The following is a 19,281-nucleotide window of genomic DNA, read 5'->3' as shown; positions in this document are numbered from 1 at the left end:
ATACATGCGTTACCAATCAACCCGGGGCAATAGCCCACAACAATCCTTTTTAGAAATTCTGCTTGGCGGATTAGCGCCAGATGGTGGCCTATATCTGCCGACAGTGTATCCGCAAGTCACTAAAGCGCAGTTAGATGCTTGGCGTGGCATGTCTTATGCCGATCTCGCTTATGAAGTATTAAGTCTTTATTGCGACGACATTCCTGAAGTGGATCTGCGTACTCTATTGCGTAAGACCTATACAGAGCAGGTCTACTGTAACGGCCGCCCTGAAGACAATGCTAAAGACATTACGCCATTGCATTGGTTGGGCGAAGAGCAGGGCACACGTATTGGTTTGCTCAGCCTGTCTAACGGACCCACATTGGCATTTAAAGATATGGCGATGCAGTTACTCGGCAATCTCTTTGAATACGCCCTAAAGAAGAATGGTCAGAAGCTTAATATTTTGGGCGCGACATCTGGGGATACTGGAAGTGCTGCTGAATACGCAATGCGTGGCAAAGAGGGTGTCAAAGTATTTATGCTTTCACCACGCGGTAAGATGAGCTCATTCCAGTCTGCCCAAATGTATTCACTGCAAGATCCAAATATCTTTAACTTAGCAGTTTCTGGTGTATTTGACGATTGCCAAGATATTGTTAAGGCAGTGAGTAACGACCATAGTTTCAAAGCGAATCACCAAATTGGTACGGTCAACTCCATTAACTGGGGTCGTGTAGTTGCTCAGGTGGTGTATTACTTCCAGGGTTATTTATTGGCCACAAAATCGAGTGATGAAAAAGTGTCATTCACTGTGCCTTCAGGTAACTTTGGCAATATCTGTGCTGGTCACATTGCCCGCATGATGGGTTTGCCAATTGCGCATTTAATTGCCGCTACCAATGAGAATGATGTTCTCGATGAGTTTTTCCGTACTGGCGTCTACCGTGCACGTAAGTCTGCTGAAACTTTGCATACCTCTAGCCCCTCTATGGATATTTCTAAGGCGAGTAACTTTGAGCGCTTTGTATTTGATTTCATGGGTAAGGATGGCAAGGCAACTGCCGGCATGTTTAAGCAGGTGGATGAGGCAGGTGGCTTTGATATTTCCAAAGATGCTGTCTTTAAAGACCTTGCGCGGTATGGATTTCAATCTGGCCGCAGTACCCATGAGAATCGTCTAGAAACGATTCGTAATGTTGATGCGCAGTATGGCGTGATGATTGATACGCATACAGCGGATGGCGTGAAGGTTGCGCGCGAACATCTGCAGGCAGGCATTCCAATGATTGTTTTGGAAACTGCTTTACCCATTAAGTTTGAAGAAACTATTGAATTAGCTTTGGGTCGTCCAGCAGAATGTCCGCCAGCATTCAAGGACATCAAGTCAAAGCCGCAGCGCGTTGAAAATATCGATGCCGATGTCAATCAAGTTAAAAACTTCATTACCACCCACACCAACTAACTCAGAAATCCATTGCTATGACTAAGCCTCCGATGTTGACTGCTCAGCAGGCTTTAGATCACTTACTTTCTCACGCAAAGCCTGTGAGCGAAACTGAAACACTTGCGATGCAATCTGCTTTAGGTCGTGTACTAGCGGAAAGCGTAAATAGCCTTGTAGATGTACCTCCACTCGATAACACCTCAATGGATGGTTACGCAGTGCGAACAGCGGATACTCATACACCAGGCCAAACACTCACAATTGCGCAACGTATTCCGGCGGGCTCTATGGGAACTCAGCTCGAGCCTGGCACTGCTGCCAGAATATTTACTGGTGCCCCTGTGCCACCTGGTGCTGATGCCGTTGTCATGCAAGAAGACTGCTCGACTCCTGAAGGAGCAAGCCACCAAGTGCAGGTCAATATCGCACCAACATCAGGCCAATGGATTCGTCGCAGAGGCGAAGATCTGACTGCAGGCAAAACAGCTCTTACTGCAGGCGCTTATCTGCGGCCGCAAGAACTTGGAGTTGCTGCCTCTGCCGGCTTAACGCATTTAACTGTAAAACGTAAGGTGAGGGTTGCTGCATTTTTCACTGGTGACGAACTTTCCCTGCCAGGTGAACCACTTAAACCAGGCGGTATCTATAACTCCAATCGCGACACACTATTAGCGTGCATCAAATCCTTAGGTTGCGATGCCACTGATTTCGGAATTGTTCCTGATAGTCTTGAGGCCACGAAAGAAACTCTGCGTAAGGCAAGCAAAGATCATGACTTAATCATTACGTCTGGTGGCGTCTCCGTTGGCGAAGAAGATCACATTAAGCCTGCAGTGAGCGCTGAAGGCAGGCTGGATCTCTGGCAGATTGCTATTAAGCCTGGCAAGCCTTTAGCTTTTGGTGCTGTCCGAAAATCAGATAGTTCAAAAAGTAATGCGGTCGAAGCGAAAACTGCAGCTGAAACTTGGTTTATCGGTTTGCCTGGTAATCCGGTATCGAGTTTTGTGACTTTTCTATTATTTGTACGCCCATTTATTCTCAAGTTACAGGGGCGTGATGCAGGCTTACCGCAGTCTTACCCCATGCGCGCCGACTTTGATTGGCTCAAAGCCGATCGTCGTAACGAGTTTCTGAGGGTCAAGATCAATGCGCAGGGCGGTTTGGATCTGTTCCCCAATCAAAGCTCTGGGGTGCTGACTAGCGCCTCTTGGGGGGATGGCTTAGTAGATTGTCTACCTGGCCAAGCAGTCAAGTCTGGCGATATGGTGAAGTACATTCCATTTAGTGCACTTCTTTCCTAGTCGTATTACGATTCTGATATGAAACTTGAATTACGATTCTTTGCCTCCTTAAGAGAGGGTCTCGGACTTTCTGGTGAGAGTATTGATACTCCACCCGAAGTAAAAACTATTGCCGACTTAAGAAGCTACCTTGTTCAACGGGGAGATCCTTGGGCTGAAGTGTTAGCAAGTGGCAAAGTGATTCGTTGCGCATTAAATCAAGAGATGATGAGTGACTCGACGCCTTTGGTGGAGGGTGCCGAAGTCGCTTTCTTTCCTCCGGTTACTGGCGGCTAAGATGCAGAATGATTTCATCCGCATTCAAGAAGCTGACTTTGATCTAACAACTGAGGTGAAGGTCCTGCGTAAGGATGATCCCCGAGTGGGTGCAGTGGTGACTTTCTTGGGCACTGTCCGAGATATGAATGATGGTAGTCAAGTTCAAGGTATGACTCTGGAGCACTACCCTGGTATGACAGAAAAATCCCTAGAAGAAATCATCATGCAAGCTAGAGGCCGCTGGGATCTTTATAAGACACTAGTCATCCATCGAGTGGGACCGCTTCTTCCTGAAGATCAAATTGTTTTGGTAGTAGTCACTAGCGCTCACCGAGGTGAAGCATTTGCTGCCTGTGAATTCATCATGGACTACTTAAAGACAGCAGCACCATTTTGGAAAAAAGAAGAAACACCACAAGGTAGCAAATGGGTGGATGCCCGCGTGACTGACGATACTGCAATGGCACGCTGGAATTAGTTTGGCTTTATATCTGCTTGAGTGCTAAAGCTAGATTAAAGCCGCTGAGCCAGGCACCCTCGACTCTGCCACCATTGAGCCAGTCTCCACAAAGCCCTAGGCCAATAGTAGGTAGCAATAAATATCCAATTCCATTTTCTAGGCTCCCACTGGCATAGCGCCAGCGGTGCATGCTGATATCGGCGCCCTCGCAATTAAAGCCTAGTGCTGTCAGGCACTGCACCATTTGGTATTGAGCATCCTCTTTACTTAACTCAACATGCTCTTGACTCCAGTCAGGGCTTCCATGGATAGTCCACGTGCTTCCCTGACGCATTGGCTTTGATCCGTTTTGACAAATCCAGCTAATGATTTCTTTATTAACAAATGCTGCATCAAAATCTCTATTGAGCTGATTCGGAAGGTGCGCCATCATGGTCCAGCAGGCCTTCATCTGTGCCGTGTCAGCGATATCTGCGGCTCTACTATCAAGACCCTTAAGCAGAGTGCTTGCCTGAGGTGCGGGTATGGCCAATACGACAAAATCATATAGTGCTGTAATTTCATCGGCTTCACTGCACTGTAAATGCCACTGATCATCCCTACGCTCCAACTGAGAAATGGTTCTCTCATATTGAATGGAGAGTCCTTCAGCAAGATACTTGCCTGTTGAATTCATATGAGGGGTACCAACATAGCGAATATCTTGTGAGTGACTATCACGCCATGTCTTGGATTCGTATACCTTAAGTTTCGGTTCCCAAATAGCTGCGGTACCGGCCTGAAGCCAACTTTCTACTTCTTCGATAAAACGAGGATCTCTGGCAGTAAAGTACTGGGCACCATGATCAGCAGTCCAGTCTTGAGCGCGACGCGTACTCATGCGTCCACTTGGACCACGACTCTTTTCAAAGACGTCTACCGATATACCGTGTGACTGTAATTCCTTTGCACAAGCGAGGCCTGCCATTCCTGCGCCAATGACCGCTACCCGATTGATTGCTTTGCTGCCGTTCATATTCTGGGAAGTATTTTGCGAAAGGTGAGATTGATACGTGGACTCATCACAGTCTTGGTTTTCAGAAGGCTATGATGCCAGTGATCTTGAACAGGGGCATGCATGATGAGAAGGCTACCGTGATCAAGAAATACTGACACAGTCGTTTTATCCTGCTTATGACGAAATGCAAATTTACGGCGAGCACCCAAGCTGATTGATGCGATCGGAGTTGTGCTATCCAACTCTTTTTCATTATCACTGTGCCAACCCATACCTTCATCGCCATTGTGATAGAGATTGAGTAAGCAAGAGTTATAGCTATAGCCGGTCATATCTTCAAGTTGATGCTTGATTTGAAGTAACTCCGCCGTCCAGTCCTGAGGAATTTTTTCGATGCCCGAGTAGGTATAACGGCATTGGGGGTCTCCCACCCAAGCAACTTTTCTCGCGGTTGTCACTAACTTGCCAAACATAGTGATTTGGTCCGCTTGCCAGTTAAGAGAATGCAGCAAGCTTTCAAAAAAATGATCAGATTCATGCATTTTATAAAAATGACTGAAGTACTCAGCCCGACCATCCCTCTCCAATAGGCAGATTGGGTCGGATGATTCTGAGGGTTCGAATAAGGGGCTTTGCATTTTTTGCTAATAAATCTAGGGTTGCACGTTATTTCAATAAAAACCCTAGAATAGACTGCATTATGAATTGTTCAGGACTAAGAGGTTGATTATGAAAGCGCCCGATAAACGATGCTGCGGCTCAGGGGTTTGCATTATTAATGAAGCAGGGGAATGCTGGTGTGGCCAAGTGTGGGATGGCGAGAAAATGAGCGCGCCGCCCCTTATGTCTGCAAAAAGCCAGCCTTCTGATTCTGAGTCTACAAATCCTAAACCTGAATCCTAGGATCCCCTTATTTAGTTGATCCGTAAACTCTACGGAGCGAGTGAGCAGCTACACCATCTTTTAGTGCTTCCCTCACAGGAATTGCCATCAGTCGAATAGAAGATTGCACGGCCAGTCGCTCTAGCCGACTTGGTTGGGGCCGCTGAATAATCGGATATGCCCAATCAGGTAAATTGAGAAAGCCTGCCCGACTGATCAGACTTACGAAAGGTTTGGCGCTAAGCGAACTAGGGAAGTGATCGAGCATTCCAATAATACTTTTAGCCCTCTCCCCGTAGTGAAGTTGGGGGATATATTGCCTGATAGCTTGCTCTGTACCAGCATAGGTGTCGGGTAGATCAATCGCCCCCAATCTCTCCCCGAGCATTTTCATTTCTGCGAAATACTGATCTTTTTGCTTTGGAATTAAAGCTTCACTTCGGTATGGCTCATATGAGCACATAAAACTCCGAGTTTCTGTCAGGTGAACCCACGCAAGTAGTTCTGGATCATCTGCTCTATAGGGTTGATTGAATTCATCAAACCCGGTGACCTTTTGATGAATTTGATTAACACGATTGATGGCTTTATCCGCCATCTCATGCGAGCCGTAAGTAGTTGCGGCAATGAAGAATGCCGTTCTTCCTAATCTACCTTTAAGGTCTTGCCTGAAGCTGGAGTGATCCCATACACCAGCGAGTGCCTTTGGATGGAGGGCTTGCAATACCAGCGAGCTAATGCCGCCGATCATCATGGAAATAAAATCCGCATGCACCTTCCAAGCTACAGACTCCGGGCCAAATAGACCTCTATCACCAGGGGGCTCCAGAAATGCTACGGGTGGACCGCCACCACCCACCATTTCTCGAATTGACCGACGAATGAGTTCATCAATCATGTTGCTAATGAATTACGATATTACGCAAGCCATCATCCTCAATGATCTCTGATATTAAATCGAGCCGGATTCTGGGATTGCTTTGAGCAAGCAAGTGGTTCTTCTGAGCTGGGGGGAGCGGCAAGAGCTCAGCCAATCGGTTAGATACCCAACCACAATCATCTGGGTTCATCGGCATCTTGAACGCATCTTCCCCCATTAAATCTTCCCTTTTGATAACAGCAATAATCTCATTCAACAGCGAGGCTACCTTTTCATGCTCTTTTGCCAATGGCATTTCTGGGTCAGCATCCATGAGTTCAACTTGGCCCATCCATAAGCCATCAGCTTCTTGCTTGATATTGAGCACTTTAAAGCGTTGCGTTCCATAAGACTTGGTCATATACAGCGCTGGCTGAATCGGATCAAATTCTTCTAATTTTGCTAAGGTGCCAATATTTGAAAAGTTGGCAACTGCATCGGCATTTGACTCAATTGGTTTGTTATCAAGAATGCTGATAACCCCAAAAGGAGTATCTTCGCGCAGGCATCGCTTCATCATATCTAAATAACGCGCTTCAAAGATTTTGAGGGCAATTACACCGCCTGGAAAGAGGGTAGTCCCCAAAGGGAAAAGCGGAATCCAGCGGGCTGTCAGAGAAGGTGTTGTCATGCGTTTAATTTAAAGGATTTACGTTTAGTTTGCTGAGCGGTCGAAATGGCACCGTGCTCAGCAGTAATCCTGGATTTCAGCCAAAATATAGAGTACTCACAGGAGAATAAACATGATGCAAAAGTTACGGGTTAAGCTCGCACGCTGGATTTTGGGTAAACATTGCCCTTGCTACCAAATGGGCTACCACACCATGGTTGATTTTCAGCAACGTAGTGCTGATCAGCTGGAAAAGGCCAAACAAGCTCAATCTGCCAAGCACTAGACTTCAAGTCTGACTGAGGCTGACATTAAAGAATGAAAATCTGGAAGATGAGGCGCAATTGCGCATTGACCCCGAGTCAATTGCTCAAGTTTTATATCGCCTTGGTTTGTCTTTCCTTAACCGTAGCAACCGGCTTTTTGTTGGCTGGCGTAAAAATTATCCTGATCTTTACTGCAATAGAGTTAACTGCAGTCACTGCGGGCTTTTTGATCTACTGCCGACATGCTTTGGATTATGAGGAGATAGAAATCAGCGGTACCCGCTTATTGGTCAGGAAATTTATTGCCTACAAAGAGTCGGTAACTGAATTTAATACCCGTTGGGTCAGGCTGTCGCATCCAGAAGAGCATCAAAAGGTATTTTTTGTTGAGCAGACCGGTCAGAGGGTTGAGGTTGGCCAGTTTCTCAGGCGAGAACAGTTTAAAAATCTGATTGCTGAGCTCAAGCCTTACTTGGGTTGACTACAACCATGAGTTCAAGAGGGTTAAAACTTGGCTCTCTGCAGAAATATGGATTCAACTCGATACTTTGCTTAATTCAACATATTTGCTAAATCCATTATGAACGTTAATACAGCAGTAAAAGCCGCCCTCAATACCCTGGTTGATATTGCATCTCATTCAAATGGTGTTCAGCCAGTCACTGGCTTGGAACTCGCGCAGCGTCAAAAATTATCGGTGAGCAGAATAGAGTTATTACTCAGCGCATTGCGTGCAGCTGGAATCGTGAAGGGTACAAAAGGTCGCAATGGGGGTTACACCTTGTTGCAGGATCCCGGTAAGGTCACTATTAAAGATGTGGTCCTAGCAATGAACTACATCAAAAAGCGCAAAGTTGAGGCTTGCGATATCGCTAGTGAGCTCTATCAATCTTTGGAGACTTATATGCTCAGCTGTATGGCCAATGTGAAGCTCTCCGATGCTATTAAAGATTACGTACCGCGATTTAGCGAAGCGAAAACTGCTCCTGAGCGTCAGGCTTTTGTTTACTCCGAATTTAGAATTGAAAAGCCCTCTAAAGGTGAGGTGCAAAGAGTAATCAAAGCGCCATTTAAGAAGGTGGAAGACGTACCTCTGGGACCCAATTCGATTTTTAGTTTTGGTGACTACTTACAAAAAGCAGGACAACAACAAAGACCTTCATGATGCAGATAATGAAATGGAATTTCGCTAGTAAACTATTAGCATCTCTTTTGCTGGCAACAGCACCATGGATGGTTTCCTTGGCTGCTGATAGCGCCCCAACTAAATCTGATCCAGCTTGGCTAACAGATGCCCGCGCCAGCATCAAATCCAATAATTATGAGCAGGCATTAAAGCAATTACAGTCGGCAAACGAAGTCAACTCTGCAGACTGGAACAATCTGATGGGATACAGTTTGCGCAAAAAGCAACCACCAGATTTAGCTTCATCTGAAAAGTATTACCAGGCAGCATTGAAGATTGATCCAAGTCATAGATCAGCTTTAGAGTACTACGGTGAGTTGCTTTTGATGAAGAAAGACTTGCCTGGAGCAGAGGCGATGTTGGCAAGACTCGATAAGGCTTGCCTCTTCGGTTGCGAAGAGTACAGCGACCTGAAAGCGAGTATCGCCAAGTACCAAGGTAAAAAGTAATTCTTCAGCTCTCATGTCATCAAGTGGCTATGAATATCCCCCATTAGCATTTGTTGACATCGAGACTACGGGCTCAAACTTCGAGCGCGATCGCATTACAGAAGTTGGTATTAAATCGCTGATTCATGATCAAGTGGAGACTTGGGAAAGCCTCATTAATCCCCAGACATTTATTCCGCAGAATATTCAAAGTTTGACGGGTATTCGCCCTGAGATGGTGAGGCAGCAGCCAGCCTTTGAGGGCTTGGCGACAGAGATTGCTCGCGAGCTCGAGGGGAAGATTTTTATAGCTCACAACGCCCGTTTTGATTACGGCTTTTTAAAGGCGTCTTTTAAGCGGGTGGGCATCGACTTCAAGCCCAAAGTACTTTGTACTGTAAAGCTCTCCCGTTTACTATTTCCTGATCAGGCAAGGCACAATCTCGACACCATCATTAGCGCCCACCGCCTCAAAATTAGCGCGCGGCACCGTGCATTGGGTGACGCTGATTTGTTGCTTCAGTTTTGGCGCGTTTGTGAAGAAAAGCTCGGCCGTGAAGCGCTTCTCAAGGCGGTCAATCAACTCATTGGTAATCCGAGCTTACCGCCCAATATTGATAAAGCGCTAGTGGACTCGATTCCAGAAAAGCCGGGCTGCTACATTTTTTATGGTGAGAATCAAATCCCGCTGTATATCGGTAAAAGCATTTCTCTGCGTAGCAGGGTGATGGGTCACTTTCAAGGGGCGCTCACCCAGCGCAAGGAAATGAAGCTCTCGATGCAAGTCAGAGATATCGATTGGATTGAGACTAGCGGAGAGTTAGGCGCATTGATTTTAGAGTCGCGCCTCATTAAAGAGCGCATGCCCAGTATGAACATCAAACTACGCCGCTCAAAGGATCTCTGCGCCTGGAAATTAGAGCTTGCTGAGGGTGGTGTGCTCACCCCTAATCTAGTGGGTCATCGTGAATTGGATCCCGGCATTCAAGAAAACTTGTTCGGCTTGTTTTATAGCAAGCGGGAGGCCAATTCCTACCTTAAAGCCATTGCAAAAAAATACCGCCTCTGTGAGGCGCTGCTTGGTCTAGAGAAGCGGATTGAAGGCAAGGCTTGCTTTGGTTATCAAGTAAAGCAATGTGGCGGCGCCTGTATTGGGGGCTCTCCTATCGATTTGCATAATCTTCAACTCAAAACTGCTCTGGAGTTATTTCAGGTTCAAGTCTGGCCATATCCTGGGCCGGTGGCAGTAAAAGAGGCGGGCCACATGCACGTAGTGGATCGTTGGCGTTATTTAGGTACGGCGATCAACGAAGAAGAGCTCTATGAGTTGGCCGATTCAGGTGAGGCTGAGTTTGATCTGGATATTTACAAGATCTTGAAAAAAGCACTGGCTGGAAGCTTCAAGAGTCAGGTGATTCCTCTAGCAATCAAAGATGCTGCGTAAGTATCCACTAAAAGCCTAGGCTTTAAAAAATCCCAGTTTTTCTGATCTAGGTAGTTTCTTCAATCTAGCCTCGGCTTTAGATGCCTCAGATCGATCTGGGTGCTCTTGGCTTGCTAAAAGGGTTACTGGTCTGCGAGCCCTCGTATAACGAGCACCTTCCCCAGAATTATGAGCGGCTAAACGATGTTCTAGGCGGTTTGTAATGCCAGCGTAATAGCTGCCATCAGAGCATTCCAAGAGGTAAACAAGCCAGGTCAAAATAGGGATTAATTCGCTTAAAAAGAGGTCTAACAGACTTGAAATTATGCAGAATGCCCCTATATTCTATAGATATAAACACACAAAAATAGATAGAGTAGATAGGACGTAAAAATGAGGATAGATAAATTAACCACGAAGTTTCAGGAGGCGCTCAGTGAGGCGCAAAGTCTTGCTTTAGCAAAAGACAATCAATATATCGAGCCAGCCCATTTGCTGCTAGCAATGCTGCGCGATTCAGATGGTGGTGCCAAGAGTTTGTTGACACGTGCTGGCGTTAATGTGCTGGGCCTTGAGAAGGCAACCGAGAAACTCGTTGCCAATCTCCCAGAAGTGCAGGGCACTGGTGGGGAAGTTCAGCTTGGACGTGATTTAAGTAACTGGCTGAACTTATGTGAAAAAGAAGCCAATAAGCGTAATGATCAATTTATTGCTGGTGAGTTATTTTTATTGGTGGTGGCCGATGACAAAGGTGAGCTCGGCAAGATTGCTCGTGAGAATGGTTTAAATCGTAAATCGTTAGAAGCGGCTATTGATTTAGTACGCGGAGGAGACTCAGTGAATAGTGCAGATGCCGAAGGTCAGCGTGAAGCCTTAAAGAAATACACCATTGATTTAACTGAGCGGGCTCGTATGGGTAAGCTCGATCCTGTGATTGGTCGTGACGATGAGATTCGTCGCACCATTCAGATTCTGCAACGTCGCGGTAAGAACAATCCGGTCCTTATTGGTGAGCCAGGTGTTGGTAAAACGGCCATTGTGGAGGGTTTAGCTCAGCGCATCGTTAATGGTGAGGTTCCCGAAACCCTCAAGAACAAGCGTGTCCTAGTATTGGATATGGCTTTGTTGCTAGCAGGTGCTAAATACCGTGGTGAATTCGAGGAGCGTCTCAAGGCTGTTCTAAGTGATGTTGCTAAGGACGAAGGTCAAACCATCATCTTTATTGATGAGATACATACGATGGTAGGTGCAGGTAAGGGTGATGGCGCAATGGACGCCGGTAATATGCTCAAGCCCGCTCTGGCACGTGGTGAATTGCATTGCATCGGCGCAACCACTCTAGATGAATACCGCAAGTACATTGAGAAGGATGCCGCACTTGAGCGCCGCTTCCAAAAAGTAATGGTGGAGGAGCCTAGCGTAGAAGCCACTATTGCCATCTTGCGCGGTTTACAGGAGCGTTATGAGCTTCACCATGGTATTGAGATTACTGATCCTGCTATCGTGGCTGCGGCAGAGCTGTCTCATCGTTACATTACCGATCGTTTCTTGCCAGATAAGGCTATTGACCTGATTGATGAGGCCGGCTCACGCATTCGCATGGAAATTGATTCCAAGCCAGAGGTTATGGATAAGCTGGAGCGTCGTCTGATTCAGCTCAAGATTGAACGTGAAGCAGTTAAGAAGGAAAAAGATGAGGCCTCGCAAAAACGTCTTGGCTTGATTGAAGATGAGATCAAGCGCCTAGGTGCTGAGTATGCTGATCTAGAGGAAATCTGGAAAGCAGAAAAGGGTGCCGTACTAGGCGCCGCTCATCTCAAAGAGGAGATCGAAAAAGTCCGTGCTGACATTGCCAGATTACAACGCGATGGCAAGTTAGAGCAAGTTGCAGAATTGCAATATGGCAAATTACCCGAGCTTGAAGCCAAACTCAAATCCGCTGCCGCTGCAGAAGCCAAGGGCGATAAAGATGGCGTAGTAAAGAACAAGCTCTTACGTACACAAGTCGGTGCAGAAGAAATTGCTGAGGTAGTTTCTCGTGCAACAGGAATTCCGGTATCAAAGATGATGCAGGGTGAGCGCGATAAGTTACTCAAGATGGAGGAGTTATTGCATCAACGTGTAGTTGGCCAAGAAGAGGCTATTCGTGCGGTGTCTGATGCTATTCGTCGTTCCCGTGCAGGTCTTTCTGAAGAGAATCGTCCTTATGGCTCATTCTTATTCTTAGGACCTACTGGTGTTGGTAAGACTGAGCTTTGTAAAGCCCTGGCCGGTTTCTTATTTGATAGTGAAGAGCACCTCATTCGTATTGATATGAGTGAGTTTATGGAGAAGCATAGTGTTGCCCGTTTAATCGGTGCGCCTCCAGGCTATGTAGGCTACGAAGAAGGTGGTTACTTAACTGAACAAGTACGTCGCCATCCATACAGCGTCATCTTGTTTGATGAGATTGAAAAAGCGCATCCGGATGTCTTCAATGTACTCTTGCAAGTATTGGATGATGGCCGCTTAACGGATGGTCAAGGTCGTACCATAGACTTTAAGAATACTGTAATTGTGATGACCAGCAATATTGGCTCACATCTCATTCAGTCGATGGTTGGTAAGAAGCAGTTAGAAATTAAAGAGGCGGTATTTGAAGAATTAAAAGGCCATTTCCGTCCTGAGTTCTTAAACCGGATTGACGAGATCGTCGTCTTTCATGGTTTAGATAAAGGCAATATTGCTAATATTGCGAAGATCTTGCTCAAGAACTTGTCAGATCGTTTAGCCAAGATTGATATGCAGATGGATGTCAGTGATGCCGCTCTCGGTAAGATTGCAGAAGTCGGTTTTGATCCTGTATTTGGAGCAAGGCCACTTAAGCGTGCGATTCAGCAATATATTGAGAACCCAGTTTCCAAGATGATCTTGGAAGGTAAGTTTGGCCCTAAGGACACGGTTCCTGTAGGCGTTGATCAGAACGGGGATTTCAGCTTTAGTAAGTAATTCATCAAAAATTGGCAGGAATAGGCCTGCACCAGTAAACTCGGTACATGATTGATGCCCTCAAAATGAGGCGCGCCAGTGATGTCCGGGTTGTTGGTCTTATTAGCCTGGCTCACGGCAGCTCCCATTTCTTTCATTTAATTCTGCCACCCATGTTCCCATGGCTGAAAGCAGAGTTCGGCTTTAACTACGCCGAACTAGGCCTGCTCATGACCATCTTCTTTGTGGTCTCTTGCATTGTTCAGGCAGCATCTGGATTTTTAGTAGACCGTATTGGATCTCGACCTGTCTTGTTTGCTGGCGTGGCATTGCTAGCATTGGCTGCACTGATTTACTCACAAAGCAATGGTTATGCCATGTTGGTTCTAGGTGCAGTAATTGCGGGATGTGGCAATGGCGTTTTCCATCCAGTGGATTACACCCTGATTAATCACAAAATTTCACCACCAAATTTGCCCTACGCTTACTCGATTCATGGGGTAACAGGTTATATCGGTTGGGCCGCTGCTCCAGCCTTTATGGTGGCGGTAGCAAGCATTTCTGATTGGCGGATTGCATTTCTATCTGCCGCATTGCTGGAAGCTCTGATCTTATTGACCCTCTGGCTTGGTAGAGCGCGCTTAATTGATGACGTCCATGCAAGGCGAGAAGAATCACAAGCTAGCCATGCGCAAAGCAATCCTGATGGCGCGCCAATGAGTACCTTTGGTTTTCTGAAGCTACCGGTTGTTTGGCTTTGTTGGATTTTCTTTTTCTTTAGCATGGCTGCTACTACAGGCTTGCAATCATTTGCCCCAACCGCGCTTTTTAAGATCTATGACATTGCTGTGAGTTCTGGTAATTACTATTTAACACTCATGTCTATGGGTGGGGCTGGAGGGATGCTTTTGGGTGGCTATCTTGCCACTAAACTAAAAGTACCCGAGCGCATCATTACGATCTGCTTCACAGTGAATATTGTCATGGGTCTTTTAATGGCTACCGGTTTAGTGCCTGTGGAATTAATCATCATCGCTTTCATTGTGATTGGGCTTGGCTTAGGAATAGCGGCACCATCTCGTGACTTGATGATTCGCTCTGCAACTCCCTCTGGCTCATCGGGCAGGGTCTACGGCATTGTTTATTCAGGCATTGATTTGGGCGCCGCCTTAAGTCCGCTGATCTTTGGAATCTTCTTGGATGTAGGTTTGCCAAAGCTCTTATTTATTGGCGTGGCTCTTCTCCAGCTCATGATTATTTTGACTGGATTTAAGGTGGCGAGCATCAGTACGCTTAAAGCTAGCTAACAGACCCCTTTCTTTTCACAATGTGAAAAGTCATTCCCATACGCAAAATGCAGTGCAACATTTCAAGCTAGGCATTATTTCGCCGATTGGATTTGTATTTCACATTATAAAAATATAATTTTAAGTAATTGAATTTATTGAACTAATTTATTTAAATTAATGCTGAAATAGTTCTTGCATGCTTTTCCTAAATACTTAAACTCTTATATAAGACATAAGACTTCATAGTCTGTATTGAGTGTCTCAATATTGGATGTACTTGTTTAACTTAGGGAGAAAAACATGGCAGATCGCAAAGCAGAAATCGCAGCATTACAAAAAGACTGGGATACCAATCCACGTTGGAAGGGTATTACACGTGGTTACACGGCTGAGGACGTTGTTCGTCTCCGTGGCTCATTAAAGATTGAGCACACACTAGCGAAACATGGCGCAGAGCGTCTCTGGGAATTGGTGAATAACGAAGCTTACGTGAACTGTTTAGGTGCTTTGACTGGTGGACAGGCAATGCAACAAGTTAAAGCTGGCGTTCAAGCCATCTACTTGTCAGGTTGGCAGGTTGCTGCTGACGGTAACTCTTACGCAGCAATGTATCCAGATCAATCTCTGTATCCAGTTGACTCAGTTCCAAAGATGGTTGAGCGCATTAATAACTCATTTCAACGTGCAGATGAGATCCAAACTGCTAAAGGTATCTATAAGGGCGATGCTGGCTATATCGAGTATTTTGCTCCGATCGTTGCTGATGCTGAAGCGGGTTTTGGTGGTGTATTGAATGCGTTTGAATTAAGCAAGGCATTGATCAAGCAGGGTGCTGCTGGTGTTCATTTCGAAGATCAACTGTCTTCTGTTAAGAAGTGCGGTCACTTGGGTGGCAAAGTATTGTTACCTACAGCTGAGTCAGTACAGAAATTGATTTCTGCGCGTTTGGCTGCTGACGTAATGGGTGTTTCAACCATTATCTTGGCTCGTACCGATGCTGAGGCTGCTGATTTGTTGACATCGGATTACGATGCAAATGACAAGCCATTCTTGACTGGTGAGCGGACGCCAGAAGGCTTTTACAAAACACGTAAGGGCTTGGATCAAGCGATCTCTCGTGGCTTGGCATATGCCGCTTACGCTGATATGGTGTGGTGCGAAACAGGCACTCCTGATCTCGAGTTTGCTCGTCAGTTCGCTGAAGCAATTCGTGCGAAGTTCCCAGGCAAGATGTTGGCATACAACTGCTCACCTTCTTTCAACTGGAAGAAGAACTTGGATGATGCAACGATTGCTAAGTTCCAGCGCGAATTAGGTGCAATGGGTTACAAGTATCAGTTCATCACTTTGGCTGGCATTCACTCCATGTGGTACAACATGTTCGACTTAGCTCAAGACTATATGCAGCGCGGCATGACTGCTTACATCGAGAAAGTACAAGAGCCAGAATTCGCTGCTCGTGATCGCGGTTACACATTCGTATCGCATCAGCAGGAAGTAGGTACTGGTTACTTCGACGATGTCACCACAGTAATTCAAGGTGGCAAGTCTTCAGTCACTGCGTTGACTGGTTCTACAGAGGAAGAGCAGTTTCACTAAGTAATCCCTAAGTAGTTCGTAATAGAACAGTAAAAGAATCTACCCTTACTGTCGTGGCATCTAAATTACCTCATAAGGGTGACTTAGATGCCGTTTTCGTTTACATTCTTCCCATGACTAATTGCGTACTCTGTAAAGAAGAGCTTAGACCTGAAGAGGGTCAATTAATTTGGCGTGGGGATGACTGCAGAATCATCTTGGTAAATGATCCTGATCTGCCTGGCTTTTGTAGGGTCATCTGGAATCATCATGTCACTGAAATGACTGATCTCACCCGTGGTGAGCGCGAACATCTGATGTCCTTAGTCTTTGCGGTAGAGGAAGCGATAAGGCATATGATGTGTCCAGATAAGGTCAATATTGCAGCCTTAGGCAATATGGTTCCCCACATACATTGGCATGTGATTCCCAGATATAAGGATGATGCTTTCTTTCCGGGATCTGCGTGGTCAACAAGAGTTCAAGAACTATCTCTGAGTAAGCTATCGGAACGTCAGCAGCTTGCAAGTCAATTGCCTGCAGCAATCAAAGCCGCCATTGCTACACTTTCCTAAAATAGTTCAGTAGTGTTTTTCTCTCCCAAGGTTGACAGTGAATAAAGAAACCAAGGGAATGCTTATTGGCTTTATTGGCATTCTCGTTTTTAGTCTTACCTTGCCGGTAAGTAAGATTACCGTTGAAAGCTTTAATCCTTACTTCATTGCTTTTGGTAGAGCTTCTTTAGCTGGTTTAGTTGCCTTAAGCTATCTTGCATATAAGCAAGTACCGCTCCCCAGTAAAACTGACTTAGTGAAGTTTGCTGTGATTGCGCTGGGTGTAGTTTTTGGCTTTCCAATCTTTACTACACTGGCCATGAAGGAGGGCTCATCCTCTCATGGTGCCGTTATTTTGGGGATGATGCCCTTAGCTACGACAGTGATCGGAGTCATCCGCTTCAAAGAGCGCCCCTCGATCGGTTTTTGGCTCGTATCCATCTTGGGTGCTGCATTGGTAATGATGTATGCCCTCCTCAAAAATTCTGGAAGTTTTACCTATATAGATATCCTGCTGGTACTGGGTGGCATTTGCGCTTGTGTAGGATATGTAGAGGGTGGGGAGTTATCTCGAAAGATGAACCCGCGTGTTGTAATTTCTTGGGCGCTAGTGGTTTCATTGCCTATTAATATCGTGGCAACTTACTTCACATTTTCTTCATCGTATTGGAGTGCTGATGTAGTTGCTTGGACAAGCTTTGTCTACCTCAGTATATTTCCGATGTACTTGGGCTTTTTCTTTTGGTATGAGGGTCTTGCTGTCGGTGGCATTGCAAGGGTCAGTCAAGTGCAATTGATTCAACCTTTTTGTACGCTGTTGGCATCGAGTTTTTTCTTGGATGATCGCATCACCTTAATGAATATGGTCTTTGCTTTTTTGGTTATCTCTACCGTGATTCTGAGCAAGAGAATGCTCGTGAAGCGAAGTTACTAGATCAATTTCTGAAGCGCCTCTAGATATTTCTCGGGGCTGAGTGCTTGTCCCTCACGTTGCGCTTCCCACATCACCTGTCCTAGACATTCCATCATGGCGTGCTGAGCTTCATGCGTAGAGCCCTGTTTCTTTGCTAACTTTTCAGAAACTTCCTTAATACCTGGGGGTTGATCGATCGAGGTTTGTTCGCTAATCGATAAGTGCATGGAGAGGTGCAAGAAAGGATTAGTCTCGCCACGCTCTGGCGTGTAATCTTGCGCAATTGCGCCCTCTGGATCAGCTAGGAGAGCATGATATTCCGGGTGCTGAGCCATCCAATCGCTAGCAAGCGTTTCCATTGGCGTCAGAATTTGATCTCCAGTTTTCTTCTTCCAGGCGTCACAAAAAAAGCGCCTAACCTCTTCGCGGGTCGGATTAAATATTGCCACGAACTTTTCCTTTACCAGTTTTCTGTTTAAAGCTGCAGAGAGGCTCAACAATACATTGCTCACAATCCGGATTACGGGCTTTGCAGGTATATCGGCCATGCAGAATAAGCCAATGATGTGCATCCATTAAAAACTCTTTTGGGATGCGCTTGAGTAATTGCGCTTCAACTTTCAGAACATCTTTACCGGGTGCCAAACCAGTTCGGTTTGAGACTCTAAAGATATGGGTATCTACAGCCATAGTGGGTTGACCAAAGGCAGTATTGAGAATTACGTTCGCAGTCTTTCTGCCAACGCCTGGGAGCAACTCTAGCTCTTCGCGATTTTGAGGGACTTCACCACCATGCTTTTCAAGCAGTAGTCGACAAGTCTCTTGAATATGCTTGCCCTTGGAGTTGAATAAGCCAATGTGTTGGATAAAAGGCTTCACACCTTGCTCACCCAGATCCAGAAGGGCTTGGGGCGTGTTGGCAATCTTAAATAGCTGACGCGTACCCTTATTTACTGAAATATCAGTTGCTTGCGCCGATAGCAATACAGCAATGAGCAGTTCAAACGGAGAGCTATATTCCAATTCGGTTTCTGGATGGGGATTGTTTTCCCTAAGTAGCTCAAAGAAAGCTTGGCGCTTTTCGAGATTCATCATTTTTGTTGCTGAGCTCGCGCGATCGCTGCGGCGATGATGGCTCGCTTTCTTTCCTGTTCTTTTCGGGCTTCTTCTGAATCGGGATTCTCTGCATTTACTGCAACTAGTTTGGCGGCAGCTTTCTTTGCTAGTCGTTCATCATTGTCGCGTTGCTCGCGATCCAGTCGGACATTACGAGTTGCATATCTTGCGCGCGCCGCATCCGCTAACTCTGGAGACCAGGCATCCCAGCCAGTCTTTTGGTCAGTGACATCTTGCATGGTGATGCAGTCTACAGGGCAAGGGGGAATACAGAGATCACAACCAGTGCACCAATCACTTAAGACCACATGCATTTGCTTAGAGGCACCCACAATCGCATCTACAGGGCAAGCTTGAATACAAAGCGTGCAACCAATACAAGTCTTAGGGTCGATGAATGCAACTGGTCTAGGGCGCTCTAAGCCACATTCAGGATTAATGCTGGGGTGTAGTTCAAACGCATCTTGAGGAAATAGGGGTGTCAGAATTGCGCTCAGCCGCACAATGCCTTCTACGCCGCCAGGAGGGCAGCGGTTAGGCAAAGCCTCGCCAGTTGCCATTGCTTGTGCATAGGCTCGGCAATCTGGGTAGCTGCATTTAGTGCATTGGGTTTGAGGAAGGATATCCTCGAGACGATCTGCAAGTTCTTTCGTCTGCTTCATATTCATTGCAATTGGTGAGCCCTAAAACTAGAAGCGCGACTCG

Annotated in this window: 22 protein-coding genes; 14 read left to right on the top strand and 8 right to left on the bottom strand. The window is 46.1% G+C overall.

The features are described 5' to 3' along the window. Positions 1-4: 4 nt before the first annotated feature. Genes thrC through moaE form a run of 4 tightly spaced genes read left to right on the top strand, consistent with a single transcriptional unit; the run spans position 5 to position 3,466 of the window. The gene (gene thrC, locus C2759_RS07400) at positions 5-1,447 is read left to right on the top strand and encodes a threonine synthase (RefSeq protein WP_215354268.1); all 1,443 of its coding nucleotides are present in this window, start codon (positions 5-7) and stop codon (positions 1,445-1,447) included. Positions 1,448-1,479: 32 nt separating this feature from the next. Next, the gene (glp, locus tag C2759_RS07395) at positions 1,480-2,730 is read left to right on the top strand and encodes a gephyrin-like molybdotransferase Glp (protein WP_215356720.1); all 1,251 of its coding nucleotides are present in this window, start codon (positions 1,480-1,482) and stop codon (positions 2,728-2,730) included. An 18-nt stretch (positions 2,731-2,748) separates the two neighbouring features. Next, positions 2,749-3,006, top strand: a complete 258-nt coding sequence (gene moaD / locus C2759_RS07390) for a molybdopterin converting factor subunit 1 (RefSeq protein ID WP_215354266.1) — start codon at positions 2,749-2,751, stop codon at positions 3,004-3,006. A 1-nt stretch (position 3,007) separates the two neighbouring features. Then, entirely contained in the window at positions 3,008-3,466 is a 459-nt protein-coding gene (gene moaE, locus C2759_RS07385) for a molybdopterin synthase catalytic subunit MoaE (RefSeq protein ID WP_215354264.1), read from the top strand. 7 nt (positions 3,467-3,473) lie between these two features. On the opposite strand, the gene C2759_RS07380 is transcribed toward moaE, so the two are convergent. From C2759_RS07380 to C2759_RS07365, 4 genes are all read right to left on the bottom strand, one after another. Then, positions 3,474-4,463 (bottom strand): NAD(P)/FAD-dependent oxidoreductase, encoded by a 990-nt coding sequence (locus C2759_RS07380; protein ID WP_215354262.1) that lies wholly within the window; start codon positions 4,461-4,463, stop codon positions 3,474-3,476. Continuing rightward, positions 4,460-5,083: an alpha-ketoglutarate-dependent dioxygenase AlkB gene (locus tag C2759_RS07375; protein ID WP_215354261.1), complete on the bottom strand. Its 624-nt coding sequence runs from the start codon at positions 5,081-5,083 to the stop codon at positions 4,460-4,462. The genes C2759_RS07380 and C2759_RS07375 overlap by 4 nt, the downstream gene beginning before the upstream one ends. Positions 5,084-5,355: 272 nt before the next feature. Next, positions 5,356-6,225 (bottom strand): oxygenase MpaB family protein, encoded by an 870-nt coding sequence (locus C2759_RS07370; protein WP_215354259.1) that lies wholly within the window; start codon positions 6,223-6,225, stop codon positions 5,356-5,358. 4 nt (positions 6,226-6,229) lie between these two features. Further along, positions 6,230-6,877 (bottom strand): LON peptidase substrate-binding domain-containing protein, encoded by a 648-nt coding sequence (locus C2759_RS07365; RefSeq protein WP_215354257.1) that lies wholly within the window; start codon positions 6,875-6,877, stop codon positions 6,230-6,232. Positions 6,878-6,989: 112 nt separating this feature from the next. Between C2759_RS07365 and C2759_RS07360 the strand changes: the two genes are divergently transcribed. The 5 genes from C2759_RS07360 (at position 6,990) to C2759_RS07340 (ending at position 10,180) form a co-directional block, all read left to right on the top strand. Further along, positions 6,990-7,142 (top strand): hypothetical protein, encoded by a 153-nt coding sequence (locus C2759_RS07360; RefSeq protein ID WP_156156288.1) that lies wholly within the window; start codon positions 6,990-6,992, stop codon positions 7,140-7,142. A 32-nt stretch (positions 7,143-7,174) separates the two neighbouring features. Beyond that, the gene (locus tag C2759_RS07355; protein ID WP_215354255.1) at positions 7,175-7,603 is read left to right on the top strand and encodes a DUF2244 domain-containing protein; all 429 of its coding nucleotides are present in this window, start codon (positions 7,175-7,177) and stop codon (positions 7,601-7,603) included. Positions 7,604-7,702: 99 nt separating this feature from the next. Continuing rightward, a complete protein-coding gene (locus C2759_RS07350; protein WP_215354254.1) occupies positions 7,703-8,287 on the top strand; it encodes an Rrf2 family transcriptional regulator in 585 nt (194 codons plus the stop codon). Between the two features lie 8 nt (positions 8,288-8,295). Then, positions 8,296-8,757, top strand: a complete 462-nt coding sequence (locus C2759_RS07345) for a tetratricopeptide repeat protein (RefSeq protein WP_215354252.1) — start codon at positions 8,296-8,298, stop codon at positions 8,755-8,757. Between the two features lie 13 nt (positions 8,758-8,770). After that, complete coding sequence (locus tag C2759_RS07340) at positions 8,771-10,180, top strand: 3'-5' exonuclease family protein (protein ID WP_215354250.1); 1,410 nt, start codon at positions 8,771-8,773, stop codon at positions 10,178-10,180. Between the two features lie 15 nt (positions 10,181-10,195). Here C2759_RS07340 and C2759_RS07335 read toward each other — a convergent pair whose 3' ends face one another. Beyond that, a complete protein-coding gene (locus tag C2759_RS07335) occupies positions 10,196-10,438 on the bottom strand; it encodes a GIY-YIG nuclease family protein (protein ID WP_082091914.1) in 243 nt (80 codons plus the stop codon). Between the two features lie 114 nt (positions 10,439-10,552). Between C2759_RS07335 and clpB the strand changes: the two genes are divergently transcribed. The 5 genes from clpB (at position 10,553) to C2759_RS07310 (ending at position 17,481) form a co-directional block, all read left to right on the top strand. Then, positions 10,553-13,147, top strand: a complete 2,595-nt coding sequence (gene clpB / locus C2759_RS07330) for an ATP-dependent chaperone ClpB (protein WP_215354248.1) — start codon at positions 10,553-10,555, stop codon at positions 13,145-13,147. A 47-nt stretch (positions 13,148-13,194) separates the two neighbouring features. Continuing rightward, positions 13,195-14,433, top strand: a complete 1,239-nt coding sequence (locus C2759_RS07325) for an MFS transporter (RefSeq protein WP_251366939.1) — start codon at positions 13,195-13,197, stop codon at positions 14,431-14,433. Between the two features lie 282 nt (positions 14,434-14,715). Next, positions 14,716-16,014: an isocitrate lyase gene (aceA, locus tag C2759_RS07320; protein ID WP_215354246.1), complete on the top strand. Its 1,299-nt coding sequence runs from the start codon at positions 14,716-14,718 to the stop codon at positions 16,012-16,014. Between the two features lie 113 nt (positions 16,015-16,127). Further along, on the top strand, positions 16,128-16,568 hold the full coding sequence (locus tag C2759_RS07315; RefSeq protein ID WP_215354244.1) for an HIT family protein: 441 nt from the start codon (positions 16,128-16,130) through the stop codon (positions 16,566-16,568). A gap of 37 nt (positions 16,569-16,605) precedes the next feature. Then, positions 16,606-17,481 (top strand): DMT family transporter, encoded by an 876-nt coding sequence (locus C2759_RS07310; RefSeq protein WP_215354242.1) that lies wholly within the window; start codon positions 16,606-16,608, stop codon positions 17,479-17,481. On the opposite strand, the gene C2759_RS07305 is transcribed toward C2759_RS07310, so the two are convergent. From C2759_RS07305 to rsxB, 3 genes are read right to left on the bottom strand one after another with little or no spacing between them, the layout of a single operon-like run. After that, a complete protein-coding gene (locus C2759_RS07305) occupies positions 17,478-17,903 on the bottom strand; it encodes a DUF1841 family protein (protein WP_215356718.1) in 426 nt (141 codons plus the stop codon). The genes C2759_RS07310 and C2759_RS07305 overlap by 4 nt on opposite strands. Next, positions 17,896-18,552: an endonuclease III gene (gene nth, locus C2759_RS07300; protein WP_215356716.1), complete on the bottom strand. Its 657-nt coding sequence runs from the start codon at positions 18,550-18,552 to the stop codon at positions 17,896-17,898. The genes C2759_RS07305 and nth overlap by 8 nt, the downstream gene beginning before the upstream one ends. Further along, positions 18,552-19,238 carry an electron transport complex subunit RsxB gene (gene rsxB, locus C2759_RS07295; protein WP_215354241.1) on the bottom strand — a complete coding sequence of 229 codons (687 nt, stop codon included), beginning with the start codon at positions 19,236-19,238 and terminating at the stop codon, positions 18,552-18,554. Before rsxB ends, nth begins: the two co-directional genes overlap by 1 nt. Between the last annotated feature and the right edge of the window lie 43 nt (positions 19,239-19,281).

This window comes from Polynucleobacter sp. MG-Unter2-18, from assembly GCF_018687675.1.
Classification (GTDB): Bacteria; Pseudomonadota; Gammaproteobacteria; order Burkholderiales; family Burkholderiaceae; genus Polynucleobacter.
This window is presented reverse-complemented; position numbering and strand designations above follow the sequence as displayed.